General features: G+C 56.5%; 20 protein-coding genes. 12 read left to right on the top strand and 8 right to left on the bottom strand.

The features are described from left to right. Positions 1–127: 127 nt before the first annotated feature. Positions 128–697, top strand: coding sequence for a glycine cleavage system transcriptional repressor (locus RVY89_RS02760; protein WP_104950379.1), 570 nt, complete (start codon positions 128–130; stop codon positions 695–697). Then, a complete protein-coding gene (bcp, locus tag RVY89_RS02755) occupies positions 697–1,167 on the top strand; it encodes a thioredoxin-dependent thiol peroxidase (protein WP_008501635.1) in 471 nt (156 codons plus the stop codon). Before RVY89_RS02760 ends, bcp begins: the two co-directional genes overlap by 1 nt. A gap of 138 nt (positions 1,168–1,305) precedes the next feature. Here the strand turns inward: bcp and RVY89_RS02750 are convergent, their stop codons facing one another. Then, positions 1,306–2,370, bottom strand: coding sequence for an AI-2E family transporter (locus RVY89_RS02750; RefSeq protein ID WP_033146172.1), 1,065 nt, complete (start codon positions 2,368–2,370; stop codon positions 1,306–1,308). 221 nt (positions 2,371–2,591) lie between these two features. On the opposite strand from RVY89_RS02750, the gene bepA reads away from it, so the two are divergent. Together bepA and arsC are read left to right on the top strand one after the other, a co-directional pair. Beyond that, positions 2,592–4,055, top strand: a complete 1,464-nt coding sequence (gene bepA / locus RVY89_RS02745) for a beta-barrel assembly-enhancing protease (RefSeq protein ID WP_484826826.1) — start codon at positions 2,592–2,594, stop codon at positions 4,053–4,055. 18 nt (positions 4,056–4,073) lie between these two features. Further along, entirely contained in the window at positions 4,074–4,430 is a 357-nt protein-coding gene (gene arsC / locus RVY89_RS02740; RefSeq protein ID WP_484826825.1) for an arsenate reductase (glutaredoxin), read from the top strand. Here arsC and RVY89_RS02735 read toward each other — a convergent pair. Then, positions 4,427–5,251 carry a transposase family protein gene (locus tag RVY89_RS02735; protein ID WP_484826824.1) on the bottom strand — a complete coding sequence of 275 codons (825 nt, stop codon included), beginning with the start codon at positions 5,249–5,251 and terminating at the stop codon, positions 4,427–4,429. The genes arsC and RVY89_RS02735 overlap by 4 nt on opposite strands. 146 nt (positions 5,252–5,397) lie before the next feature. Here RVY89_RS02735 and celB point away from each other — a divergent pair, with 146 nt between their 5' ends. The 3 genes from celB to RVY89_RS02720 are packed head-to-tail and all read left to right on the top strand — an operon-like array spanning position 5,398 to position 9,098. Next, on the top strand, positions 5,398–6,717 hold the full coding sequence (gene celB / locus RVY89_RS02730) for a PTS cellobiose transporter subunit IIC (protein ID WP_484826823.1): 1,320 nt from the start codon (positions 5,398–5,400) through the stop codon (positions 6,715–6,717). Between the two features lie 3 nt (positions 6,718–6,720). Next, positions 6,721–7,677 carry a glycosylasparaginase gene (locus RVY89_RS02725; protein WP_484826822.1) on the top strand — a complete coding sequence of 319 codons (957 nt, stop codon included), beginning with the start codon at positions 6,721–6,723 and terminating at the stop codon, positions 7,675–7,677. Beyond that, positions 7,677–9,098: a leucyl aminopeptidase family protein gene (locus RVY89_RS02720; protein ID WP_484827893.1), complete on the top strand. Its 1,422-nt coding sequence runs from the start codon at positions 7,677–7,679 to the stop codon at positions 9,096–9,098. The genes RVY89_RS02725 and RVY89_RS02720 overlap by 1 nt, the downstream gene beginning before the upstream one ends. 33 nt (positions 9,099–9,131) lie before the next feature. On the opposite strand, the gene RVY89_RS02715 is transcribed toward RVY89_RS02720, so the two are convergent. From RVY89_RS02715 to RVY89_RS02700, 4 genes are all read right to left on the bottom strand, one after another. Next, positions 9,132–9,833 (bottom strand): DnaA inactivator Hda, encoded by a 702-nt coding sequence (locus RVY89_RS02715; RefSeq protein WP_211438414.1) that lies wholly within the window; start codon positions 9,831–9,833, stop codon positions 9,132–9,134. 96 nt (positions 9,834–9,929) lie between these two features. Continuing rightward, the gene (gene uraA, locus RVY89_RS02710; protein ID WP_484826821.1) at positions 9,930–11,219 is read right to left on the bottom strand and encodes a uracil permease; all 1,290 of its coding nucleotides are present in this window, start codon (positions 11,217–11,219) and stop codon (positions 9,930–9,932) included. Between the two features lie 86 nt (positions 11,220–11,305). Further along, positions 11,306–11,932 carry a uracil phosphoribosyltransferase gene (gene upp / locus RVY89_RS02705; protein ID WP_023308769.1) on the bottom strand — a complete coding sequence of 209 codons (627 nt, stop codon included), beginning with the start codon at positions 11,930–11,932 and terminating at the stop codon, positions 11,306–11,308. A gap of 215 nt (positions 11,933–12,147) precedes the next feature. Further along, on the bottom strand, positions 12,148–13,578 hold the full coding sequence (locus tag RVY89_RS02700) for a 6-phospho-beta-glucosidase (RefSeq protein WP_484826820.1): 1,431 nt from the start codon (positions 13,576–13,578) through the stop codon (positions 12,148–12,150). 266 nt (positions 13,579–13,844) lie between these two features. Here RVY89_RS02700 and purM point away from each other — a divergent pair, with 266 nt between their 5' ends. The 4 genes from purM to ppx all read left to right on the top strand — a co-directional run bounded on the left by purM (position 13,845) and on the right by ppx (position 19,330). Beyond that, positions 13,845–14,882 carry a phosphoribosylformylglycinamidine cyclo-ligase gene (purM, locus tag RVY89_RS02695; RefSeq protein WP_008501643.1) on the top strand — a complete coding sequence of 346 codons (1,038 nt, stop codon included), beginning with the start codon at positions 13,845–13,847 and terminating at the stop codon, positions 14,880–14,882. After that, entirely contained in the window at positions 14,879–15,520 is a 642-nt protein-coding gene (gene purN / locus RVY89_RS02690) for a phosphoribosylglycinamide formyltransferase (protein ID WP_484826819.1), read from the top strand. Before purM ends, purN begins: the two co-directional genes overlap by 4 nt. Positions 15,521–15,727: 207 nt before the next feature. Beyond that, on the top strand, positions 15,728–17,788 hold the full coding sequence (ppk1, locus tag RVY89_RS02685) for a polyphosphate kinase 1 (protein WP_213328082.1): 2,061 nt from the start codon (positions 15,728–15,730) through the stop codon (positions 17,786–17,788). A 3-nt stretch (positions 17,789–17,791) separates the two neighbouring features. Further along, the gene (ppx, locus tag RVY89_RS02680) at positions 17,792–19,330 is read left to right on the top strand and encodes an exopolyphosphatase (RefSeq protein WP_484826818.1); all 1,539 of its coding nucleotides are present in this window, start codon (positions 17,792–17,794) and stop codon (positions 19,328–19,330) included. A 4-nt stretch (positions 19,331–19,334) separates the two neighbouring features. On the opposite strand, the gene RVY89_RS02675 is transcribed toward ppx, so the two are convergent. Then, complete coding sequence (locus RVY89_RS02675) at positions 19,335–21,575, bottom strand: sensor domain-containing phosphodiesterase (RefSeq protein ID WP_484826817.1); 2,241 nt, start codon at positions 21,573–21,575, stop codon at positions 19,335–19,337. Positions 21,576–21,943: 368 nt separating this feature from the next. Here RVY89_RS02675 and RVY89_RS02670 point away from each other — a divergent pair, with 368 nt between their 5' ends. Next, positions 21,944–22,114 (top strand): YfgG family protein, encoded by a 171-nt coding sequence (locus tag RVY89_RS02670; protein WP_023333002.1) that lies wholly within the window; start codon positions 21,944–21,946, stop codon positions 22,112–22,114. Here the strand turns inward: RVY89_RS02670 and RVY89_RS02665 are convergent. Then, positions 22,111–23,001 (bottom strand): LysR family transcriptional regulator, encoded by an 891-nt coding sequence (locus tag RVY89_RS02665; protein WP_484826816.1) that lies wholly within the window; start codon positions 22,999–23,001, stop codon positions 22,111–22,113. The two genes, RVY89_RS02670 and RVY89_RS02665, sit on opposite strands and share 4 nt — an antisense overlap. Between the last annotated feature and the right edge of the window lie 67 nt (positions 23,002–23,068).

Raw genomic sequence — 23,068 nt, 5'->3', positions numbered from 1 at the left:
ACAAGAGTCTCAATGGTACGTTTGGAACTGTAATAAAAGCAAGCGACCTGAGGGCCTCAGGCGGTTGTATGCATGTTTTTTTTATGCTTTCCTTAGGAAGACTTAACCATGCAAAGGAAGAACAGGTTTGACAACCTCATCACAACATTACCTGGTTATCACTGCGCTGGGTGCCGACAGGCCGGGTATCGTGAACACCATCACCCGCCACGTAAGCAGCTGCGGATGTAATATCGAAGACAGCCGTCTGGCCATGCTCGGCGAAGAGTTCACATTTATTATGTTGCTTTCCGGGACATGGAACGCCATCACGTTGATTGAATCGACTCTGCCGCTGAAGGGCGCCGAGCTGGATTTGCTGATCGTCATGAAGCGCACTACTGCGCGTCCGCGTCCGGCATTGCCTTCTACCGTCTGGGTACAGGTTGAAGTGCCTGATTCTCCACATCTGATTGAGCGTTTCACGGCGCTTTTTGACAGTCATCAGATGAATATTGCCGAACTGGTTTCCCGTACGCAGCCGGGGGACGCAAGCACGGTTCCCACGCTTTTTATTCAAATTACCGCGCACAGTCCTGCGTCACAGGATGCGTCAAATATCGAGCAAGCGTTCAAAGCCCTCTGTACAGAATTAAACGCGCAGGGCAGTATAAGCGTCGTCAATTATTCGCAGCACGAACAGGATGGAGTTGAGTAATGAATCCACTGAAAGCCGGTGACATCGCACCGAAATTTAGCTTACCGGATCAAGACGGCGAGCAAGTAAATTTGACCGACTTCCAGGGACAGCGTGTTCTGGTCTATTTCTACCCGAAAGCCATGACCCCCGGCTGCACCGTACAGGCCTGCGGCTTACGCGACAACATGGACGAGTTGAAGAAAGTCGGCGTGGAAGTGCTGGGTATCAGCACTGATAAACCAGAAAAGCTGTCACGATTTGCTGAAAAAGAGCTGCTGAACTTCACGCTGCTTTCTGACGAAGATCATCAGGTATGCGAGCAGTTCGGCGTCTGGGGCGAGAAGACGTTTATGGGTAAAACCTACGACGGCATTCACCGCATCAGCTTCCTCATTGACGCTGACGGTAAAGTTGAACACGTGTTTGACGACTTCAAAACCAGCAACCACCACGACGTGGTGTTGAACTGGCTGAAAGAAAGTGCCTGAAAGTGAGTGTCGGGTGGCGGCTTCGCCTTACCCGACCTACAAGGCAAATGCAAAACGGCAACCCAGGTTGCCGTTTTTAGTGTTTTCCCCCTCTCCCCGTGGGAGAGGGTCGGGGTGAGGGCATCAGGCCGCTCAACATTACTTCTCTTCCACCGCCGGCACATCCGGCCACGCGTGGACGACCGCTTTAATCAGCGTTGCCAGCGGAATGGCGAAGAACACGCCCCAGAATCCCCAAAGCCCGCCGAAAATCACCACCGATAAGATAATCACCAGCGGATGCAGGTTCACCGCTTCGGAGAACAGCACCGGTACCAGCAGGTTACCGTCCAGCCCCTGAATAATCAGGTACACCGCGAAGCAGCTCCAGAACTCGGTACCCAGCCCAAACTGGAACAACGCCACGCCAACCACCGGAATAGTCACCACAAACGCGCCAATGTACGGGATCAGGACCGAAAGCCCTACCAGTACAGCCAGCAGCAGCGAGTAGTTCAGGCCGAAAATCAGGAAGCCAATCCAGGTGGCGACCCCCACGACAATCATCTCCAGCACCTTGCCGCGAATATAGTTGGTGATCTGCTGGTTCATCTCTTCCCAGACCTGCCCCGCCAGCCCGCGGTTGCGCGGCAGAATACGGCGCACGGCGTTGAGCATCTGGTCTTTATCTTTCACCAGGAAGAAGACCATCAGCGGCACCAGCACAAGGTAAACCGCCAGCGTCAGCAGTCCGACCAGAGACGCCAGGGAGTACTTCACCACCGAATCGCCCATCGTCATGATGCGGGCGCGCATGTTTTCGGCCATCGCGTCGATAATCCCGGCATCCATCAGCGCAGGATAACGACGCGGCAGCGTGGCGGCGAAATCAGACAGTTTGTTCAACATGCCGGGCATATCGCGAATCAGGTTGATTCCCTGCTGCCAGGCAACCGGCATCACTACAAAGGCCATCAGCAGCAGGATGCCGACAAACAGCACCAGCACGATGCTGGTCGCCCAGCGGCGGGAACAACCGATATGTTCCAGGCGCGCCGTAGGCCACTCCAGCAGGTACGCCAGCACAATCGCCACCAGCAGAGGGGCAAGCAGACCGCTGAAGAAGAACAGGATACCGAACCCGGCGACCAGAATAACCAACAAAGCAATGGCTTCCGGATCGCTGAAGCGACGCCGGTACCACTGCATTAACATTTCGAGCATACAACCCTTCCCTGAATCGAATGGCGGGAGTGAGACGGTGAATTGTATCTAACTGTCACAAAAAAGACTTTCGCTTTTTGTATCCCAATCGCAATCCGCAAAAGCCTGATGAATGGGATTTTCTTCATGCTATAACATGGCTACACTCGCAGGGCAGCAGAGATGAACGATATGCCGGTTCATCGGTCAAATTAGCACATCCAACATACAGGACAGTGGTTATGTTCAGGCAATTGAGAAAAACACTGGTTGCAACACTGATTGCCGCGGTGACGGTCGGTCAGGTGTTGCCCGCTTTTGCTGACTCGTCCGATACATTGCCGGACATGGGCACCACAGCAGGAAGTACGCTCTCTATTGGGCAAGAGATGCAAATGGGGGATTACTATGTTCGCCAGCTGCGCGGCAGCGCCCCGCTGATTAACGACCCTTTGCTGGTACAGTACATAAACGGGCTGGGGATGCGTCTGGTTTCGCACGCCGACTCGGTAAAAACCCCTTTCCATTTCTATTTAATCAATAATGACGAAATCAACGCCTTCGCCTTCTTTGGCGGCAACGTGGTGCTGCATTCGGCGTTATTCCGCTACTCAGACAACGAAAGCCAGCTGGCCTCGGTGATGGCGCACGAAATTTCGCACGTCACCCAGCGTCACCTGGCGCGAGCGATGGAAGACCAGAAACGTAACGCCCCCCTCACCTGGGTCGGCGCGTTGGGCTCTATTCTGCTGGCGATGGCCAGCCCGCAGGCCGGGATGGCGGCTCTGACCGGTACGCTGGCGGGAACGCGCCAGGGGATGATCAGCTTTACCCAGCAAAACGAACAGGAAGCGGACCGCATCGGGATTCAGGTGCTGCAGCGTTCGGGCTTTGACCCGCAGGCCATGCCGAGCTTCCTGGAAAAACTGCTCGATCAGGCGCGTTACTCTTCCCGTCCGCCGGAAATTTTGCTCACTCACCCGCTGCCGGAAAGCCGCCTGTCGGACGCGCGTAACCGTGCCAACCAGATGCGCCCGGTGGTGGTCCAGTCTTCGCAGGATTTCTACATGGCGAAAGTGAGAACGCTTGGGATGTACAATTCCGGGCGTAACCAGCTCACCAGCGACCTGCTGGATACCCTGGCAAAAGGCAACGTGCGCGAGAAGAACGCCGCGCAGTATGGTCAGGCGCTCCAGGCGATGGAAGCCAGTAAATACGACGAGGCGCGTAAAGCGCTGCAACCGCTCCTGGCTGCCGACCCGAACAACCCGTGGTACCTCGATCTGTCGACGGATATCGATCTGGGTCAGAAGAAAACGGCCGATGCGATTAACCGCCTGAAAGGGGCAAAAGATGTCCGTACCAACCCGGTGCTGCAGCTTAACCTGGCGAACGCTTATTTGCAGGGCGGCCAGCCGGGTGAAGCGGCGACCATTCTGAACCGTTACACCTTTAATAATAAAGACGATCAAAACGGCTGGGATCTGCTCGCTCAGGCGGAAGCCCAGCTCGGCAACCGCGATCAGGAGCTGGCGGCGCGCGCCGAAGGCTTTGCCCTGGTAGGCCGCCTCGATCAGGCCATTTCCGCGCTCAGCAGCGCCAGCTCGCAGGTCAAACTCGGCAGCCTCCAGCAGGCCCGTTACGACGCGCGTATCGATCAGCTGCGCGGCCTGCAGCTGCGCTTTAAGCCGTACGAGAAGATGTAATCAAGGAGAATTCACGTCATGACAGACGCCGTAAAAATTTATCACAACCCTCGCTGCTCCAAGAGCCGCGATACCCTGAGCCTGCTGAAGTCTAACGGCGTTGAGCCGGAAGTGGTGCTGTACCTCGACACCCCACCTGACGCGCAAACCCTTCGCCAGCTGCTGCACATGCTGGGAATGAGCAGTGCAAGAGAGCTGATGCGTCAGAAAGAAGATCTGTATAAGTCGCTTAACCTGGATAACAGCAGTCTCACCGAGGCTGAGCTGGTCCAGGCGATGGTTGAAAATCCAAAGCTGATTGAGCGCCCGATTGTGGTGGCGAACGGCCAGGCACGCATTGGACGCCCGCCGGAAGACGTGCTCGAGATCCTCTAGTCCTTATGCCGCAGCGCTTCCAGAAAGGCCTGCGGCGTACTCTCTCCCAGCTTTTTCTGCGCTTTTCCCCGGTTGTAAAATTCGCACAGCTGGATCAACAGCTCGCCTGCCGGCTCACTGTTCAGGCGCGGAATGATTTCACATAGCGGCAGAGCAACCTGAACGGCGCGGTATTGCCGTGGATGCACTGTCACGGTGGTATTACGCTCCTCTGGCTTCACCTCGAAACCAAAAGTCTCAACAGATTGAATATCTGCCGGACAGGCTTTCAGCGCGTCGTTCGCCCAGTGGGCCAGCAGCTGCGGAGAAATGCCCGCGTACAGCCGGGCGTAGCACCAGCCGCTCACCGGTTCACGCGCCCAGAGCAGATGCTGTTCCCCGCCATCGTCCATATGCAGCGACAAAGGCTGATGATGTAACAGGAGTTTTTGCGGCACGATTCCTGCCTTCAGCGCCTTTTTCCCCTGCAACATTGCGCCCTTCTGCTTTACCGAAGCCGGTTTGAGGTAGCGGTTCAGGGTCGCGCGGGATATGGCAATCCCGAGTCCGTTATTGACCATCTGCAGCAGTTCATCCAGCGGGGCGCCTGTGATATCCCGCAGGGCATTGACCAGCGCAACCTGCTCCTGTCTCAGCGCTTTGTGTATCACCTTTGGCGTCGTGTGGTTATCCGAAACCTGCTCGCGCTTGCGCCAGCGCCTGACGGTAGTGACCGAAATACCCAGCTCGTTTGCCAGCTCTCTGTCGCTTTTATCAGACTGCTGTAGATAGCGACGGATACGCGGCGTCGTGGTGGCATTAGCATGCAGTTTAATTTCCATCGCAGGACCCTCAGAACCAATCTTATGAGATTTATACTACACAAGCGATTGCTTTGTGACCGATTTCACCTTTCGCTCGCCACGCTTCACTGATAATTCCCAGACATAACACAAACAACACCTCTCAATCTTGTACGGAGTTCACAATGAACAATGTTCTGGGATTTCTTGAAGCAAAACTGATGCCGCTGGCGGCCAAAACGGCCCAGCAGCGTCATCTCGGGGCCATTCGCGGCGCCTACGTGTCATTCATGCCGTTTATCATCGTCGGCTCTATTCTGCTGGTGATCTCGTCGTTCCCGAATCAAGCCTATCAGCAGTTTATGTCTCAGGCCTTTGGTGAAAGCTGGAGCGCCATTATAGAAATCCCGTTCAACGCGGTGTTCTCCACCATGTCGCTGTTCATCAGCTTCCTGGTCGCCTTCCGCCTGGCGGAACACTATGGTGAGGATCGTATCTCCTGCGGCATCCTGGCGCTGGTCGCCTTTCTCATCCTGACGCCCTTTATCAAAGTGGCGGAAAACGGCGGTATTACCGTTATTCCGGTGGAGTGGATTGGCAGCAAAGGGCTGTTCGTGGCGATGATCGGTTCCCTGCTTTGGACGGAGCTGTTCTGCTGGCTCAAGCGCAAAAATCTGGTCATTAAAATGCCGGACGGCGTGCCTCCGGCGGTGCAGGAGTCGTTCGCCGCGCTGATCCCTGCCCTGCTGGTGATGATTCTGGTGCTGGGTATCCGCATCGTGTTTGAAAACACCCACTACCACACCATCCACCAGTTTATTTACGAAGTGGTTGCCACGCCGGTGCGCCACTACGGCACCTCTTACTTTGGCGCGCTGATGACGGTGTTCAGCATCACCATTCTGTGGTCAGTGGGCATTAACTCCGGCTCGATGATCAACGGCATCATTCGTCCGCTGTGGATGGAGAACCAGACCGACAACATCGCCGCGATTCAGGCAGGCACGACGCCGCCGCACATTATCACCGAACAGTTTTTTGACATGATCTGGATGGGTGGCGCGGGGGCTACGCTGTCGCTGGTGATTGCGATGCTGATTTTCGCCCGCAGCAAAAACATGCGTGAAGTGGCGCGCCTCGGTGCCGGAGCATCGGTGTTTAACATCAACGAACCGATCCTGTTTGGCCTGCCGGTGATCATGAACCCGATCATGCTCATCCCGTTCAACCTGGTGCCGCTGGTGCTGGTCACCGTGCAATATGCGGCGATGAAGATTGGCGCGGTTGCCGTCACCACCGGGGTGTTTATTCCCTGGACGCTGCCGCCGGTCATCAGCGGCTTTATCGTTACCGGGCACCTGAGCGGCAGCGTGATGCAGCTGATCAACCTGCTGATTGGCGCCATGCTGTATCTGCCTTTTATGCGTATCCTGGACAAACAGTACCGCGCGGCGGAAATGGCCACCGTTACGCAAACCGACACCACCCTTGCAAAACAGGAGTAAAGCATGTGGGGAATTATCGCGACCTGGCGAATGGCGCTTGAAGGCGTCACCGAGTCTGCATCTGCGCTGGCTGCGGGTAAACCGGTCTCCGCTGCGGTGGTGGATGCCGTCGCCGCCGTCGAAGACTTTCCGTTTTATAAATCCGTCGGCTACGGCGGGCTGCCCACCGAAAATGGCGAAGTGGAGCTGGATGCCGCCTACATGGACGGCGACACGCTGGCGTTTGGTGCCGTGGGCAACCTGGTGGATATCGCCAACCCGGTACGCGTGGCGCATGCGTTAAGCCGCCAGCGCTACAACAGCCTGCTGGTCGGCCAGGGCGCACGCGAATGGGCGCTGAGCCAGGGCTTTGCCGACAAAACCATGCTCACTGACCGCGCCATGCAGCACTACCGCAAACGCTGCCGCGAAACGCTGGATAAGGGCTTAAGCCCTTACGACGGACATGACACCGTCGGCATTATCGGCCTCGATAAACAGGGGTCAATGAGCGTCGCTACCTCCACCAGCGGCCTGTTCATGAAAAAGCGTGGACGACTCGGCGATTCGCCGATCATCGGTTCCGGCTTTTACTGCGACAGCGAAACCGGCGCAGCCACCGCCACCGGCGTCGGGGAAGATCTGATGAAAGGTTGCACCAGCTACGAAATTGTCCGCCGCATGGCGCAGGGCATGACGCCCCAGCAGGCGGCGGATTCTGTGGTGTTCGAACTTGAAGACAAGCTGATGTCGCGCTTTGGCCGCGCGGGCGATCTTTCCGTGGTGTGCATGAACAACAGGGGCGAATTCGGGGCCGCTACCAACATCAAAACCTTCTCGTTTGTGGTGGCGACGGCTCGCCAGCCCCTCACCGTTTTTCGTACCGAACGCCTGCGGGAGAGAACGCATTATCACGCGGTAGACGATGAGTGGATGCAGGCCTATGCCGCGCGGATCCGCGCGCCGATTGAGGAGTCATGATGATTACGTATCAGTTTATCACCGCGCTTTCCGACGCGAAGCCGCAGAGCCATTTGATTGCGTCCGCCTCCTGTACGCATTTGCCCGAAACGGCGCTTGTCGCGGAAATGCGCAAGTCTGCCAGCATCGCAGACACCCGCTTTGGCTGCGCCCCGTTTGCCCGGATCACCCTGCTGCCGGATGCCCTGTGGCAGGATAATCTTACCGAAGGATTACTGACGGCGCTTCGCCCGCTTCTGGCCTCGCCCGTCAGCCCCGAGCTGATACTGGACGTTACCGATATCGACGATGTGGTGCTGGCTCAGGTGCTGCGTTTTCTCTTTAATCAGGCGCACAGGCTTAGCGACCTGAAGCTGAAGAAAACGGATGAATCGGCTGTGCGCCTTACGCACATTGCCGCCCTTTGCCTGCCGGAACAGCAGGCAAAACTGGAGGGGATCTTCCGCCAGCAGCAGGCCATCGCCCACGGCATGGTTGCGGCGCGACGTCTGGCGGATATCCCGTCCGACCGATGCACGCCGCAGTTTGTAGTGGAAGAGGCGCAAAGGCTCTGTGCCGCCTTCCCCGCCCTGCGCTGCGAAGTGCTGAACGAAAAGGCTATTGCTGAGCAGGGTCTGGGGCTGCTGCACGCCGTTGGCAAAGGGGCGACCTGTCCTCCGCGCCTGCTGGCGATCCATTATGACGGCGTCAACGACGACCCGGTGCGCTGCTATGTGGGAAAAGGCATTACCTTTGATACCGGTGGCCTGTGGCTGAAGGAAGGCGCGGGCATGTACACCATGAAATACGACATGTGCGGTGCCGCTAACGTGCTGGGCCTGATGCTGACCGTCGCAGAGCTGGCGCTGCCCGTACGCATCATGGGCGTGCTGGCGCTGGCGGAAAACGCTATAGGTCCAAACGCCATGCAGCCCGGCACGGTAGCAACGGCCTGCAACGGCACCACCGTTGAAATCAACAACACCGATGCCGAAGGCCGACTGGTGCTGGCGGACGCCATCGCCTGGGCCAGCCAGCGGCATCCGCAGGCGCGCTATATTATTGATATAGCGACCTTAACCGGTGCGGTCGTGAAGGCGCTGGGGTATGAGTTGAGCGGGCTGATGACGCAGGATGAACCGCTGCGCGCGGCGCTGACGCTGGCGGGCAAGCAGAGCGGCGATGAAGCGTGGTCCCTGCCGCTCGATGCGCGGCTGAAAAAACAGACCGACAGCGCGATTGCCGATCTCTGCAACACCCCGACCAATAATGCTGCAATCAGTGCGTCGGCGGCGTGGCTGCTGCATCACTTTTGCCCGCCGACGATCCCGTGGGCGCATCTGGACATCAGCGGTACGGCGCTGTGGCGCGAAAACGGACGGAGCGTGGCGTCGGGAAGACCGATTCCACTGCTGGTTGAGCATCTAATGGGAGATATTTAGCCGGGTAAGGCGCAGCCGCCACCCGGCAAAAGCTCAAAGCTTGAGAATATCTTTCACAAACGGAATGGTCAGCTTGCGCTGGGCGGTAATGGAGGCGCGATCGAGCTGATCGAGCGTGTCAAACAGGGTGCGCATTTCGCGATCCAGACGCTTGAGCAGGAAGCGCCCCACGTCCTCCGGCAGCTCAAACCCGCGCTGCTTAGCGCGCAGCTGTAACGCCTGAAGCTTATCTTCATCCGATAGCGGCTGAAGCTTGTAGATTTGCCCCCAGTCCAGGCGAGACGCCAGGTCCGGCAGCCCCAGATTCAGCTGGCGAGGCGGACGATCGCCGGTGATCAGCAGCCGGGTTTTACCCGATTCCAGAATGCGGTTGTAGAGATTGAAGATCGCCATTTCCCACGGCTCATCCCCCGCCACGCATTCGATATTATCGATGCAAACCAGCGAGAGATGCTCCATTCCCTCCAGCACCTCAGGCACGAACCAGGTACGTTTATCCAGCGGCACGTAGCCTACCGCATCTCCGCGCGCCGAAAGCTCCGCGCAGGCGGCATGCAGCAGGTGGCTGCGCCCCGCGCCTTCGCGTGACCAGATATAGATGTATCCGCTGTGATCCTGGCGCAGCACGTTTTGCAGTGCAGCCAGTAAAGAGGGGTTATCACCCGGCCAGAAACTCGCAAAAGTTTCGTCGTCAGGGAGATAAAGTGGCAGAGAGAGCTGTGCCGGTCCGTTCAGAAATACCTCAACCAGAGATCCTACGTAAAATCGGAATGGAGTTTAACACGGAACCTGCAAGGAGAGAACCGGGCGATCCCTCGCCCGATTTTTCGATCAATGTGACGCTTTTTCGCTATCGTCCGCGTCCAGAATCTCTTCTTCCGGACGGATTACCGAGATCAGCTTGAAGATCAGGCTCAGACCCACGCCGACGATGGTCGCCAGCGCCATGCCCTTGAGCTCGGCCGCACCAATGTGTACCTTCGCGCCGCTCACGCCGATAATCAGGATCACCGAGGTCAGGATCAGGTTTTGCGCCTTGCTGTAATCCACTTTGGACTCAATCAGGACGCGAATACCGGAGGCACCGATCACGCCGTACAGCAGCAGAGAAACGCCGCCCATCACAGGCACTGGAATGATCTGAATCGCTGCTGCCAGCTTGCCGACGCAGGAGAGCAGAATGGCGATGATCGCCGCGCCGCCGATAACCCAGGTACTGTAGACGCGGGTAATCGCCATCACGCCGATGTTTTCACCGTAGGTGGTGTTTGGCGTGGAGCCAAAGAAACCGGAGATAATGGTGGAGAAACCGTTGGCAAACATGGAGCGGTGCAGGCCCGGGTCGCGGATTAAATCGCGCTTAACGATGTTCGCCGTCACCACCAGGTGACCGACGTGCTCCGCAATCACCACCAGCGCCGCAGGCAGAATGGTGAAAATAGCAAACCATTCAAAGCGAGGGGTGTAGAAGGTTGGCAGCGCGAACCAGTGGGCCTGAGCAATCGGGGTGGTGTCCACCACGCCCATCGCGAAGGAGAGCGCATAGCCCGCCAGCACGCCGATCAGGATCGGGATAATCGCCATGAAGCCGCGGAACAGCACGGAGCCAAACACCGTTACGCCCAGGGTCACCAGCGAGATGATAATGGTTTTGGAATCCGGTGACTGGCCGTCAGCAGGCAGCAGACCGGCCATATTCGCCGCCACGCCCGCCAGTTCAAGACCGATGACGGCCACGATGGCGCCCATCGCCGCAGGGGGGAACATCACGTCCAGCCAGCCGGTACCGGCTTTCTTCACGATGAAGGAGACCGCGCAGAACAGGACGCCACACATGATAAAGCCGCCCAGCGCGACCTCATAACCCAGCGGCAGCAGCAGTAATACTGGAGAGATAAAGGCGAAGCTCGACCCAAGATACGCCGGAATTTTTCCTTTACAGATAAAGAGGTAAAGCAGCGTACCGATGCCGTTGAACAGCAGCACGGTAGCCGGGTTAATGTGGAACAGGATTGGCACCAGCACGGTTGCGCCAAACATGGCGAACAGGTGCTGCAAACTAAGCGGGATAGTCTGTAAAAGCGGCGGTCTTTCACTCACCCCGATAGCACGGCGCGTCATAGTGTTTTCCTCTGAGTAGTATCGTTGTTGGTGTTTTATTCAAAAAAAAGCCGACTATCAAAGTCGGCTTATTTATCGTTATTCGATTATTTTGTACCAAAGATCTTATCGCCGGCATCGCCGAGCCCCGGGATGATGTACCCGTGCTCGTTCAGGCCCTGGTCGATAGAGGCGGTATACAGCTCAACGTCCGGGTGCGCTTTTTCCAGCGCCGCGATCCCTTCCGGAGCCGCAACCAGTACCAGCACCTTAATGCTGTTACAGCCCGCATTTTTCAGCAGGTCGATGGTAGCGATCATAGAACCGCCAGTTGCGAGCATTGGGTCAACTACCAGCGCCATACGCTCGTCGATGTTAGACACCAGCTTCTGGAAGTAAGGAACCGGCTCAAGGGTTTCTTCGTTACGGTAGATCCCGACCACGCTGATACGCGCGCTTGGCACGTGCTCCAGCACGCCTTCCATCATGCCGAGGCCGGCACGCAGGATAGGCACTACGGTAATTTTCTTACCTTTGATCTGCTCAACCTGCACCGGGCCGTTCCAGCCTTCGATGGTGACTTTTTCCGTTTCCAGATCGGAGGTCGCTTCGTAGGTCAGCAGGCTGCCGACTTCAGAGGCCAGTTCGCGAAAACGCTTCGTGCTGATGTCATGCTCACGCATCAGGCCCAACTTGTGTTTAACGAGTGGGTGTTTCACTTCCACAATCTTCATTCTCTTTCTCCTCTGAATGGCATCCGCAAAAAAATCGCGGGATTATACCGCTTTTTTCAGATTAGGCCATACCCATCTTGCTTGACAGGGATCAAGCAAAGACAAAAAAGCCGGAGGCTGAGTTCCGGCTTGGGTGCGGGTTCTGCCCGGTGGCGCTGCGCTTACGCGGGCCTACGTGTAGTGTAGGTCGGGTAAGCGCTAGCGCCACCCGACAATTACAGGTTATCGCCGTTGCTCGCAATCACCTGCTTATACCAGTCGAACGATTTCTTCTTGCTGCGGTTCAGCGTGCCGTTCCCTTCATTGTCTTTATCGACAAAGATAAAGCCGTAGCGTTTTTTCATTTCACCGGTACCGGCAGAAACGAGGTCGATACAGCCCCACGGGGTATAGCCCATCAGGTCTACGCCATCTTCCACCACCGCTTTTTTCATCTCGCTGATGTGGGCGGCCAGGTAGTCAATGCGGTACTGGTCGTTCACCGTGCCGTCGCTCTCCTGCACGTCGATTGCGCCAAAGCCGTTCTCAACGATAAACAGCGGCAGCTGGTAGTGATCCCAGAACCAGTTAAGGGAGTAGCGCAGCCCCACCGGGTCAATCTGCCAGCCCCAGTCGGATTTCTGCACGTACGGGTTAGAGACCAGGCTCTTGCTCTCGTCATAGTCCAGCTGCGGGTTGTCCGCCGTCGCCTTCGTAGCGAAGGACATATAATAGCTAAACCCGATGTAATCCACGCAGCCCTGCATCAGCGCTGCTTTATCTTCTTCGGTGATATCCAGCGCGAAGCCGCGACGTTCAAAGTAGTTGAGCAGATGCTGCGGATACCTGCCGCGCACGTGCACGTCGGTGAACCAGTAGCGGCGGTGCATGGCGTTCATCGCCATCATCATGTCGTCCGGCGCGCAGGTCAGCGGGTAGATTGGGCACATGGCAATCATGCAGCCGATCTGCAGCGACGGGTTAATCTCGCGCCCCGCCTTCACCGCCAGCGCGCTGGCCACCAGCTCATAGTGCGCCGCCTGGAACATCACCGGCTCACGGTCTTCGCCCGGCGCGTACTTCAGCCCGGAGTTGGTGAACGGCGCAAAGTCTTCGTGGAAGTTGGCCTGGTTGTTGATCTCATTAAACGTCATCCAGTACTTCACTTTATGCTGATAGCGCTGGAACACCACTTTTGCAAAACGAACGAAGAAGTCGATCAGCTTACGGTTGCGCCAGCCGCCGTATTCCGTTACCAGGTGGAAAGGCATCTCGAAGTGAGACAGGGTAATAACCGGTTCGATGCCGTATTTCAGGCACTCGTCGAACAGGTCGTCATAGAATTTCAGGCCAGCTTCGTTCGGCTCAAGCTCGTCCCCTTTCGGGAAAATGCGCGTCCAGGCGATAGAGGTGCGGAAGCACTTGAACCCCATCTCGGCAAAGAGTTTGATGTCCTCTTTATAGCGATGGTAGAAATCGATGGCGTCATGGTTAGGGTAATTTTTCCCCGGCAGTACGCCGTTGGTGATTTCACGCGGCACCCCGTGCGCGCCCGCGGTCATGACGTCGGCTACGCTAACGCCTTTACCACCTTCTTTCCAGCCGCCTTCCAGCTGATGCGCCGCAACCGCACCGCCCCACAGAAAATCTGCTTTAAATCCTGACATGCGCTTTCCCTCATTCTGCGTTATTTTCTGCAAAAACAATTACAGAAACCGGTTTCAGTTGAATGATGTGCAAAGCCGTTAATGGTTGCAAGGAGAATGCCGAAACCGGTTTCATTTTCGTGAACAGACGCAAGTTTGGGCGCACTGGCAGGCTGCGCGTAAAAAAAGATCCTCTCGCCGAGAATAGGCTCGCAAACGTTTGCCTGGACTGTTAGAATTGCGCCGATTTTTCTTACTAGCTATGCAATCGCGTGGGGATTTAAGCCGTGACCAACAAAACTTCTCTCAGCTACAAAGATGCCGGTGTTGATATTGACGCAGGTAATGCGCTGGTTGACCGAATCAAAGGTGTGGTGAAAAAAACCCGCCGCCCGGAAGTGATGGGTGGTCTGGGTGGATTCGGCGCACTGTGCGCGCTGCCGCAAAAATATCGTGAACCTGTTCTGGTCTCGGGAACTGACGGTGTAGGCACCAAGCTGCGCCTGGCGATGGATTTAAAACGTCACGACACGATCGGTATCGATCTGGTTGCGATGTGCGTGAATGACCTGGTGGTTCAGGGCGCAGAGCCGCTGTTCTTCCTCGATTACTACGCGACCGGCAAACTGGACGTGGATACCGCGGCAAGCGTGATCAACGGTATCGCTGAAGGGTGCCTGCAGTCTGGCTGTGCGCTGGTCGGCGGTGAAACCGCGGAAATGCCGGGCATGTATCACGGCGAAGATTATGACGTCGCGGGCTTCTGCGTCGGCGTAGTAGAAAAATCAGAAATTATTGACGGCAGCAAAGTGGCGGATGGCGATGTGCTGATCGCGCTGGCCTCCAGCGGCCCGCACTCCAACGGCTACTCCCTGGTGCGTAAAATCCTCGAAGTGAGCGGCTGTGACCCACTGACGACCGAGCTTGACGGTAAACCGCTGGCTGACCACCTGCTGGCCCCAACCCGCATCTACGTGAAGAACGTGCTGGAACTGATCGAGAACGTCGACGTGCACGCCATTGCCCACCTGACCGGCGGCGGCTTCTGGGAAAATATCCCGCGCGTCCTGCCGGACAACACCCAGGCGGTGATCGACGAATCCTCATGGCAGTGGCCGGCTGTCTTTAACTGGCTGCAGACCGCAGGCAACGTGAGCTCTCACGAAATGTACCGCACCTTTAACTGCGGCGTGGGCATGGTTATCGCCCTGCCGGCAAGCGAAGCGGATAAAGCAGTGAAGCTGCTGACGGAGAAAGGTGAAAACGCGTGGAAAATCGGTACGATTAAAGCCTCCGATTCCGAACAGCGTGTGGTCATTGAATGAAAAACATCGTGGTGCTCATTTCCGGCAACGGAAGCAATTTGCAGGCGATAATTGATGCCTGCAAACAGAAGAAAATCAATGGCACCATTCGGGCAGTTTTCAGCAACAAGGCCGACGCGTTCGGCCTTGAGCGCGCGCGGGAAGCGAACATCCCCGCGCACGCGCTGGAAGCCAGCCAGTTCGCCGGGCGTGAAGCCTTTGACCGCGAGCTGGTTCAGGAGATTGATGCCTACGCACCGGACGTGGTCGTACTGGCGGGCTATATGCGTATTCTGAGCCCGGCTTTTGTAGAACACTTCGCCGGACGTCTGCTGAATATCCACCCTTCCCTGCTGCCGAAATATCCCGGCCTGCACACCCATCGTCAGGTTCTGGAAAACGGCGATGAGGAGCACGGCACCTCCGTGCATTTCGTCACCGACGAGCTGGACGGCGGTCCGGTTATCCTGCAGGCCAAAGTCCCGGTCTTTGACGGCGACAGCGAAGAAGACGTGACCGAACGCGTTCAGACCCAGGAGCATGCCATTTACCCGCTGGTGGTAAGCTGGTTTGTCGACGGGCGTCTCGAAATGCGCGACGGCGCAGCCTGGCTGGAAGGCGTGAAGTTACCCCCGCAGGGTCATGCGGCGGAAGAGTAGTTTGTTATGTCGGGTAGCGCAGCTGCGCTTACCCGACCTGCTCATTGCATTACCCGATATCCCCTTCTCCAACCTTCTAAAATCCCCAACAAAAAAAATAACTGTCATACTTTTCTGGCACTGTTGGACATATCGTGGAAATGCTCGCCATAATAAGGACGAGACGGATTTACCACGTCCTGTGATTGAACTGGAGTGTGAGCTGTAATGGGTCAGGAAAAGTTATATATCGAGAAAGAGCTAAGCTGGTTAGCATTTAACGAACGTGTACTCCAGGAAGCGGCTGACAAAAGTAACCCGCTGATCGAACGCATGCGTTTTTTGGGCATCTATTCCAACAACCTGGATGAGTTCTATAAGGTTCGCTTTGCCGAGCTGAAGAGACGCATCATCATCAGCGAAGAACAGGGCCTAAACTCGCACTCGCGCCACCTGCTGGGCAAAATCCAGTCCCGCGTGTTGAAAGCCGATCAGGAATTTGACGGCCTGTATAACGAACTGCTGCTGGAGATGGCGCGTAATCAAATCTTCCTGATTAACGAACGTCAGCTTTCCGTTAACCAACAAAACTGGCTGCGCCACTACTTCAAACACTATCTGCGCCAGCACATTACCCCGATTCTGATCAACCGCGAAACCGATCTGGTGCAGTTCCTGAAAGATGACTACACCTATCTGGCCGTAGAAATTATTCGCGGTGAATCCATCCGCTACGCGCTGCTGGAGATCCCGTCCGACAAGGTGCCGCGCTTTGTGAACCTGCCGCCGGAAACCCCGCGCAGACGCAAGCCGATGATCCTGCTGGACAACATTCTGCGCTACTGTCTGGACGATATCTTTAAAGGCTTCTTCGATTACGATGCGTTAAACGCCTACTCGATGAAGATGACCCGTGACGCCGAATATGACCTGGTGCACGAGATGGAAGCCAGCCTGATGGAGCTGATGTCATCCAGCCTGAAACAGCGACTGACGGCCGAGCCGGTGCGCTTTGTCTATCAGCGAGATATGCCGGACGCCATGGTGGAAATGCTGCGCGAGAAGCTGACCATTTCGCGATATGACTCCATCGTACCGGGTGGCCGTTACCACAACTTTAAAGACTTTATTGGCTTCCCGAACGTCGGCAAAGCCAATCTGGTGAACAAGCCGCTGCCGCGCCTGCGCCATCTGTGGTTCGATAAATTCCGCAACGGATTCGATGCCATTCGCGAACGCGATGTCCTGCTCTACTATCCGTATCACACGTTCGAGCACGTGCTCGAACTGCTGCGTCAGGCCTCGTTCGACCCGAGCGTGCTGGCGATCAAAATCAACATCTACCGCGTGGCAAAAGATTCCCGCATCATCGACGCGATGATCCATGCGGCGCACAACGCCAAAAAAGTCACCGTGGTGGTTGAGCTGCAGGCGCGCTTCGACGAAGAGGCCAACATTCACTGGGCGCGCCGTCTGACGGAAGCCGGTGTACATGTCATCTTCTCCGCGCCGGGGCTGAAAATTCACGCCAAGCTGTTCCTCATCTCCCGTAAAGAAGGCGACGATGTGGTGCGCTATGCCCACATCGGTACCGGGAACTTTAACGAGAAAACGGCGCGAATCTATACCGACTACTCGCTGCTGACCGCCGATGCCCGCATCACTAACGAAGTGCGCCGGGTCTTTAACTTTATTGAGAACCCGTACCGTCCGGTGAACTTTGACTATCTGCTGGTCTCGCCGCAGAACTCGCGCCGTCTGCTGTACGATATGATCGATAAAGAGATTGCCAATGCACAGAAAGGGCTGTCGTCCGGCATCACGCTGAAGCTTAACAACCTGGTCGACAAAGGGCTGGTGGACAGGCTGTACGCCGCGTCCAGCTCCGGCGTGCCGGTTAATCTGCTGATCCGCGGCATGTGCTCGCTGATCCCGGAGCTGGAAGGCATCAGCGACAATATTCGCGTGATTAGCATTGTTGACCGTTACCTGGAACACGATCGGATCTATATTTTTGATAATGCGGGTGATAAACAGGTCTATCTCTCTTCAGCAGACTGGATGACGCGCAATATTGACTACCGTATTGAAGTCGCGGCACCGCTGCTGGATCCGCGCCTGAAGCAGCAGATCCTCGACATCATCGAGATTCTGTTCAGCGATACCGTGAAAGCACGCTATATCGACAAAGAACTCAGTAACCGCTATGTACCGCGCGGCAACCGCCGTAAAGTGCGGTCGCAACTGGCGATTTACGACTATATCAAATCACTCGAGCAACCCGATTAACCTATGCCGATAAATGATAAGACCCCACGCCCGCAGGAGTTCGCCGCGGTCGACCTTGGCTCTAACAGTTTCCACATGGTCATCGCCCGTGAGGTGGATGGCGCGCTGCAAATCATCGGTCGTCTGAAGCAGCGCGTACACCTGGCGGATGGTCTTGATGAACGCAGCATGCTCAGCGAAGAAGCGATGGAGCGCGGGTTAAACTGCCTGTCGCTGTTTGCTGAACGTTTGCAGGGCTTCTCGCCCTCAAGCGTGTGCATCGTGGGCACCCATACCCTGCGCCAGGCCCTGAACGCGCCAGAGTTCCTCAAGCGGGCCGAAAAAGTGATCCCCTATCCGATTGAGATCATCTCCGGCAACGAGGAAGCGCGTCTGATTTTCATGGGCGTTGAGCACACCCAGCCGGAAAAAGGGCGCAAGCTGGTTATCGATATCGGCGGTGGCTCAACGGAGCTGGTGATCGGCGAAGACTTTGAGCCGCGCCTGGTGGAAAGCCGCCGTATGGGCTGCGTCAGCTTCGCGCAGATGTATTTCCCGGGCGGCACCATCACCCGCGAGAACTTCCAGCGTGCGCGTATGGCGGCCGTCCAGAAGCTGGAAAACCTGGCCTGGCAGTACCGTATTCAGGGCTGGAACGTGGCGCTGGGCGCGTCAGGCACCATCAAAGCGGCGCATGAGGTGCTGCTGGCGATGGGTGAAAAGGACGGGTTTATCACGCCCGAACGCCTGACGTTGCTGACCGACGAAGTGCTGAAGCATAAAAGTTTTGACGCTTTAAGCCTGCCGGGTCTTTCCGACGAACGTAAAGCGGTCTTCGTACCGGGGCTGGCTATTCTCTGTGGCGTGTTTGATGCCCTCGCCATTAAAGAGCTGCGCCTTACCGACGGCGCGCTGCGCGAAGGCGTGCTGTATGAGATGGAAGGCCGCTTCCGCCATCAGGATATTCGCAGCCGCACCGCGCAAAGTCTGGCTAACCAGTACAACATCGATCGCGAGCAGGCGAAGCGCGTGCTGGACACTACGGTGCAGATGTACGACCAGTGGCAGGAGCAGAATCCGAAGCTCGCGCACCCGCAGCTTGCCGCGCTGTTGAAATGGGCAGCGATGCTCCATGAGGTGGGACTTAACATCAACCACAGCGGGATGCATCGCCATTCGGCCTACATTCTGCAAAACAGCGATTTGCCTGGCTTCAACCAGGAGCAGCAAACCATGATGGCGACCCTGGTGCGTTATCACCGCAAAGCCATCAAGCTCGACGACCTGCCGCGCTTTACGCTGTTCAAGAAAAAACAGTTCCTGCCGCTTATTCAGCTGCTGCGTCTGGGCGTACTGCTTAATAACCAGCGTCAGGCGACCACCACGCCGCCTACGCTGAAGCTTAAAACCGACGACCATCACTGGACGCTGAGCTTCCCGCACGACTGGTTCAGCCAGAACGCGCTGGTCCTGCTGGACCTGGAAAAAGAGCAACAGTACTGGGAAGCGGTCACCGGCTGGCTGCTTAAAATTGAAGAAGAGAGCGCCGACGTCGCCGCATAACGGCTCAGGCGTCCTCGGTGGACGCCTCTGCTTCCGGCAGTGACTCAAGCGGTGCCGGCCTGCCAATCAGATAACCCTGCACATAATCGATACCTAGCGCGTGAACCGCGCTACGTATCTCTTCGGTTTCGACGTACTCCGCCACCACCAGCATCTTTTTCATGCGCGCCAGATGGCAGATAGAGGCCACAATCTGATAATCCAGGCTGTTGTTGACGATATTGCGGATAAAGCTGCCGTCTATCTTGAGAATATCCGCATCCACACTTTTCAGCCGCGCATAGCTCGCATAGCCGGTGCCAAAATCATCAATCGCAATACGTACCCCCATTTTCTGCAGCTGCTGGAGAATATGTAGCGCCTGCTCCGCATTGCAAAAGGTGCTGCACTCCGTCACTTCAAAGATCAGCTGCCATGGCTCAATGGCGTATTTCGCCAGCAGGCGACTCACCTCATGCGGAAACTGCACCCGACACACGGTCGACGGAGCCAGGTTAATGGCAAAGCGCTGGCCGGGCAGCCTTTCGCGATGCGCGGCCAGGAAGCGCAGGGTATGCTCCAGCACCCACAAATCCACCCGCGAGGAGAGTCCAAACTCCTGCGCGACGGGCAGGAACTGGTCGGGGGAGATCAATACCCCGTTGACATCCGGCATCCGGAGCAGGACTTCGTGATAGCAATCGCCACGCAGGCCGCGAACGGGTTGAACCAGCAGGGTGAATTCGTCGTTATCAAGCGCCTTTTGCAGGCGGCTCATCATCGCGACTTTATCCTTTAGGTTGCGCTGCAAATGGACGGCGCCACGCTGCTGAAGATTTTCCGGATGATTGGAGGAGAGCGACATGTCGGCAACCACGCCGAGTTCACCCAGCACCAGATAAAGATGGTTAACCGGGGACCGGACATAGCAATAGCTCACGCCAACCTGCGGCTGCAGCGGCATGCCGTCCCAGACAAAGCGGAACTGCTTGATATGCTCGTCCAGGGTTTCAATCCGCTGCTGGTGCGATTCCGCGTTGAGCCGTACCGCCAGGTCATACCCGGTCAGGTGATACACCAGCTCATTGGGCTGGAGCGTGCCATTCACCCACTGCGCCAGCTGCTGCTTGTACTGAATACGCAGCAACACGCCGTAATTTCGGCCCAGAATTTCCAGCTCCGGAATGCGCAGCAGGCAGAGCGCCGACCACGGATTTTTCGCCAGATCGCGCGACAGCGCCCGCAGATTAGGCATATGAACAACCGGGTCGAGCAGCGCCAGCCGGCGGGAGCGTTTGTTCGCCGCGCGCTGCCGGGTCGCCAGCATCGACATATAAATCACCACGAACGAGAAAACCAGGTAACTGGAAGAGGTGATCGCCAGCTGAATGTCATACCCCGGGTTCACCGGGATATAGCGGTAAAAATAGTGAATAGACACCAGCAGTATCGGCGTCCAGATAAGCGAAATCAGCTTATAGCCAAAACGCATCGCGCCCCAGAGCATCACCGGCATCAGCAGCGAAAGGGTGTAGTTGGTGGTGAAAATGGAGCTGTTCTCATTCATCGGAAGCAGGAGCAGCGAAAGCAGCCCGCCAAGCGCGATAGCCCACATCAACATCTCAACGACCGTCACCTTTTTGTCTATCTCGGAACGGATCTGCGAGAGGAGGCTTTTGATATAGCGCGGATGACGAAGCAGGCGGATCAGCAGATAGCTCAGCGGCACGCCCGTCAGCCCGCTGACCAGCAGCGTCTGATAGTTGATGAGCGTGCGGATATTGAGCGGATTTAATCCTGCAAGGCTCTGACGGCTCTCATACACGCCTAAATACACCGCAAACTGAAACAGCACCAGAAACAGCGTCGCGGGGCAGAAGACCTGCCAGAAGATGCGCTGCGCCATAAGCCTCAAGTCGCCGTACGCGGTCATATTCCGTCTGGGCGCAAACACCCGATAGCCTCCCCAGCTGAGCACTAAAGGGACGATAAAATGGAGGATCCCAGCGACGGTTTCAAACATCCCGACCGACGGGTAATAGCGGATAAACAGCGACAATACGATCCCGGGCAGTGCTTCCAGGCCAAAAAACATCATCAGCGAAAGCAAAAATGAGAGGGGTAAATAATAGAGTGCCGCAATGCCGTCGCCCAGCTGCGTGAAGGTATTCGCGATGTTCAGCACGGGAAGTAAAACCACAGGAAAAATAAGCGGCAATGCCCACCAGCGGTTTTCATTTTTTTTCAGGAAAGCGAGAATATTCATAGATGCCCGGTTAAACCCCTTTCGCTCCAGAGGGAAAATAAAGACAGGCATCCAACCTGACGTACGCCGCCCGGCAACGTGCGGGGCGAACTGTGTGGAGGAAGGATTTTAAATATCAGGGCCAGAAAGCCGTTGACTTAAATCAAACTACTTTACGCAAATAACTTTTTGCAGCGATTTTTTGAAATTATTTTCTTCATATTATCAATATGGTAAATGCATTAATTAATTTCAATAACATTAATCAATGTAAACATTGACGGTTATTTACACACAGCAGAATTGACCCCGTCTTCCCGCTGTGCCTTAATATCCTTGTCGCCCAAAAGGGCTTATCCAGGAAAAACAGAGTGAGTCAGGTCACGCGTATGCGAAAACGACATCAATTTAATACCCGAATGACCCGCATCATACTGCTCATCAGCTTCCTGTTTTTCTTTGGCCGCTTCGTTTACTCTTCGATTGGCGCCTGGTATCACCATCAGGACAAAACCCAGTCGCAGCAGTCCAGCCTGACCGTCGACACCGCTGACCGCTAGGCCGCCGGATAGTTTTGCAGTAACCGAATAATGCCCGATATCCCTTTGCTGAGGATTTTGTCCTGCCGCATCACCACGGCCAACTGCCGCTGCAGCATCGGCGTCAGCGACATCACGCATAGCCCTTCGCGATCGGCCTCATGTTCGACCGCCATTCGCGGCACAATACTGTAGCCCAGCCCCGCACGAACCATGCGTTTGATCGCCTCGATGCTGCCAAGCTGCATCACCGGTGCTATCGCTAATCCGTTAGCCGCAAACCAGCCATCGATCAGCGCCCGGGTACCGCTGCCTGATTCAAACGCAATCAGCGGCTGAGCGTGCAGCGCCTCAGGGGTAAAGTCCCTGAATGCATCCCGCTGCTCCCGCGACGCGATAAAAATAAACTCTTCGTCCATTACCGGCATGACGTCCAGCGCTCTGCCACTCACCGGCAGCGTCACCAGCCCCATATCGAGACGGTTCTCTTCGATGGCCCTGACGATGTCGAGGGTGTTGCCCGTCGTCACTCCCACGCTCAGGAGCGGATAGTCGCGGCGTAGCTGCTCCAGCAGCGGCGGCAGAAGATGGATGCAGGCCGTAGCCCCCGTGCCTAGCGTAATGGTGCCGCTCACCTCGTGGCTAAACGCATTCACGGACCGGATGGCCTCGTCCACCGCCTGCTGAATACGCTCCCCGTGCGCCAGCAAAGCCTGCCCGGCAGCCGTAGCCTTAATCCCCCGCCCGGTACGCTCCACCAGCCGCGTTTGCAGAAACTGCTCCAGCTGGCGTATTTGCAGGCTGACGGCGGGCTGGGAGATGCCCAGCGCGTCCGCTGCCGCTGAAAAGCTGCCGCGCTGGTGAACCAGACGGAAGGTGGCGAGATAGCCCAGATTAAGCGTCGTCATTCAAAGTTTCTCTTATACCGCGCATAAGGTTGCGGCCCTGCCAGCACAATACCGCGCCCGTTATGCT

The sequence above is a fragment of the Enterobacter sp. 3U4 genome (assembly GCF_057224565.1).
Note: the sequence above shows the minus strand (reverse complement) of the source record. Positions and strands in the feature narration are given on the sequence as shown.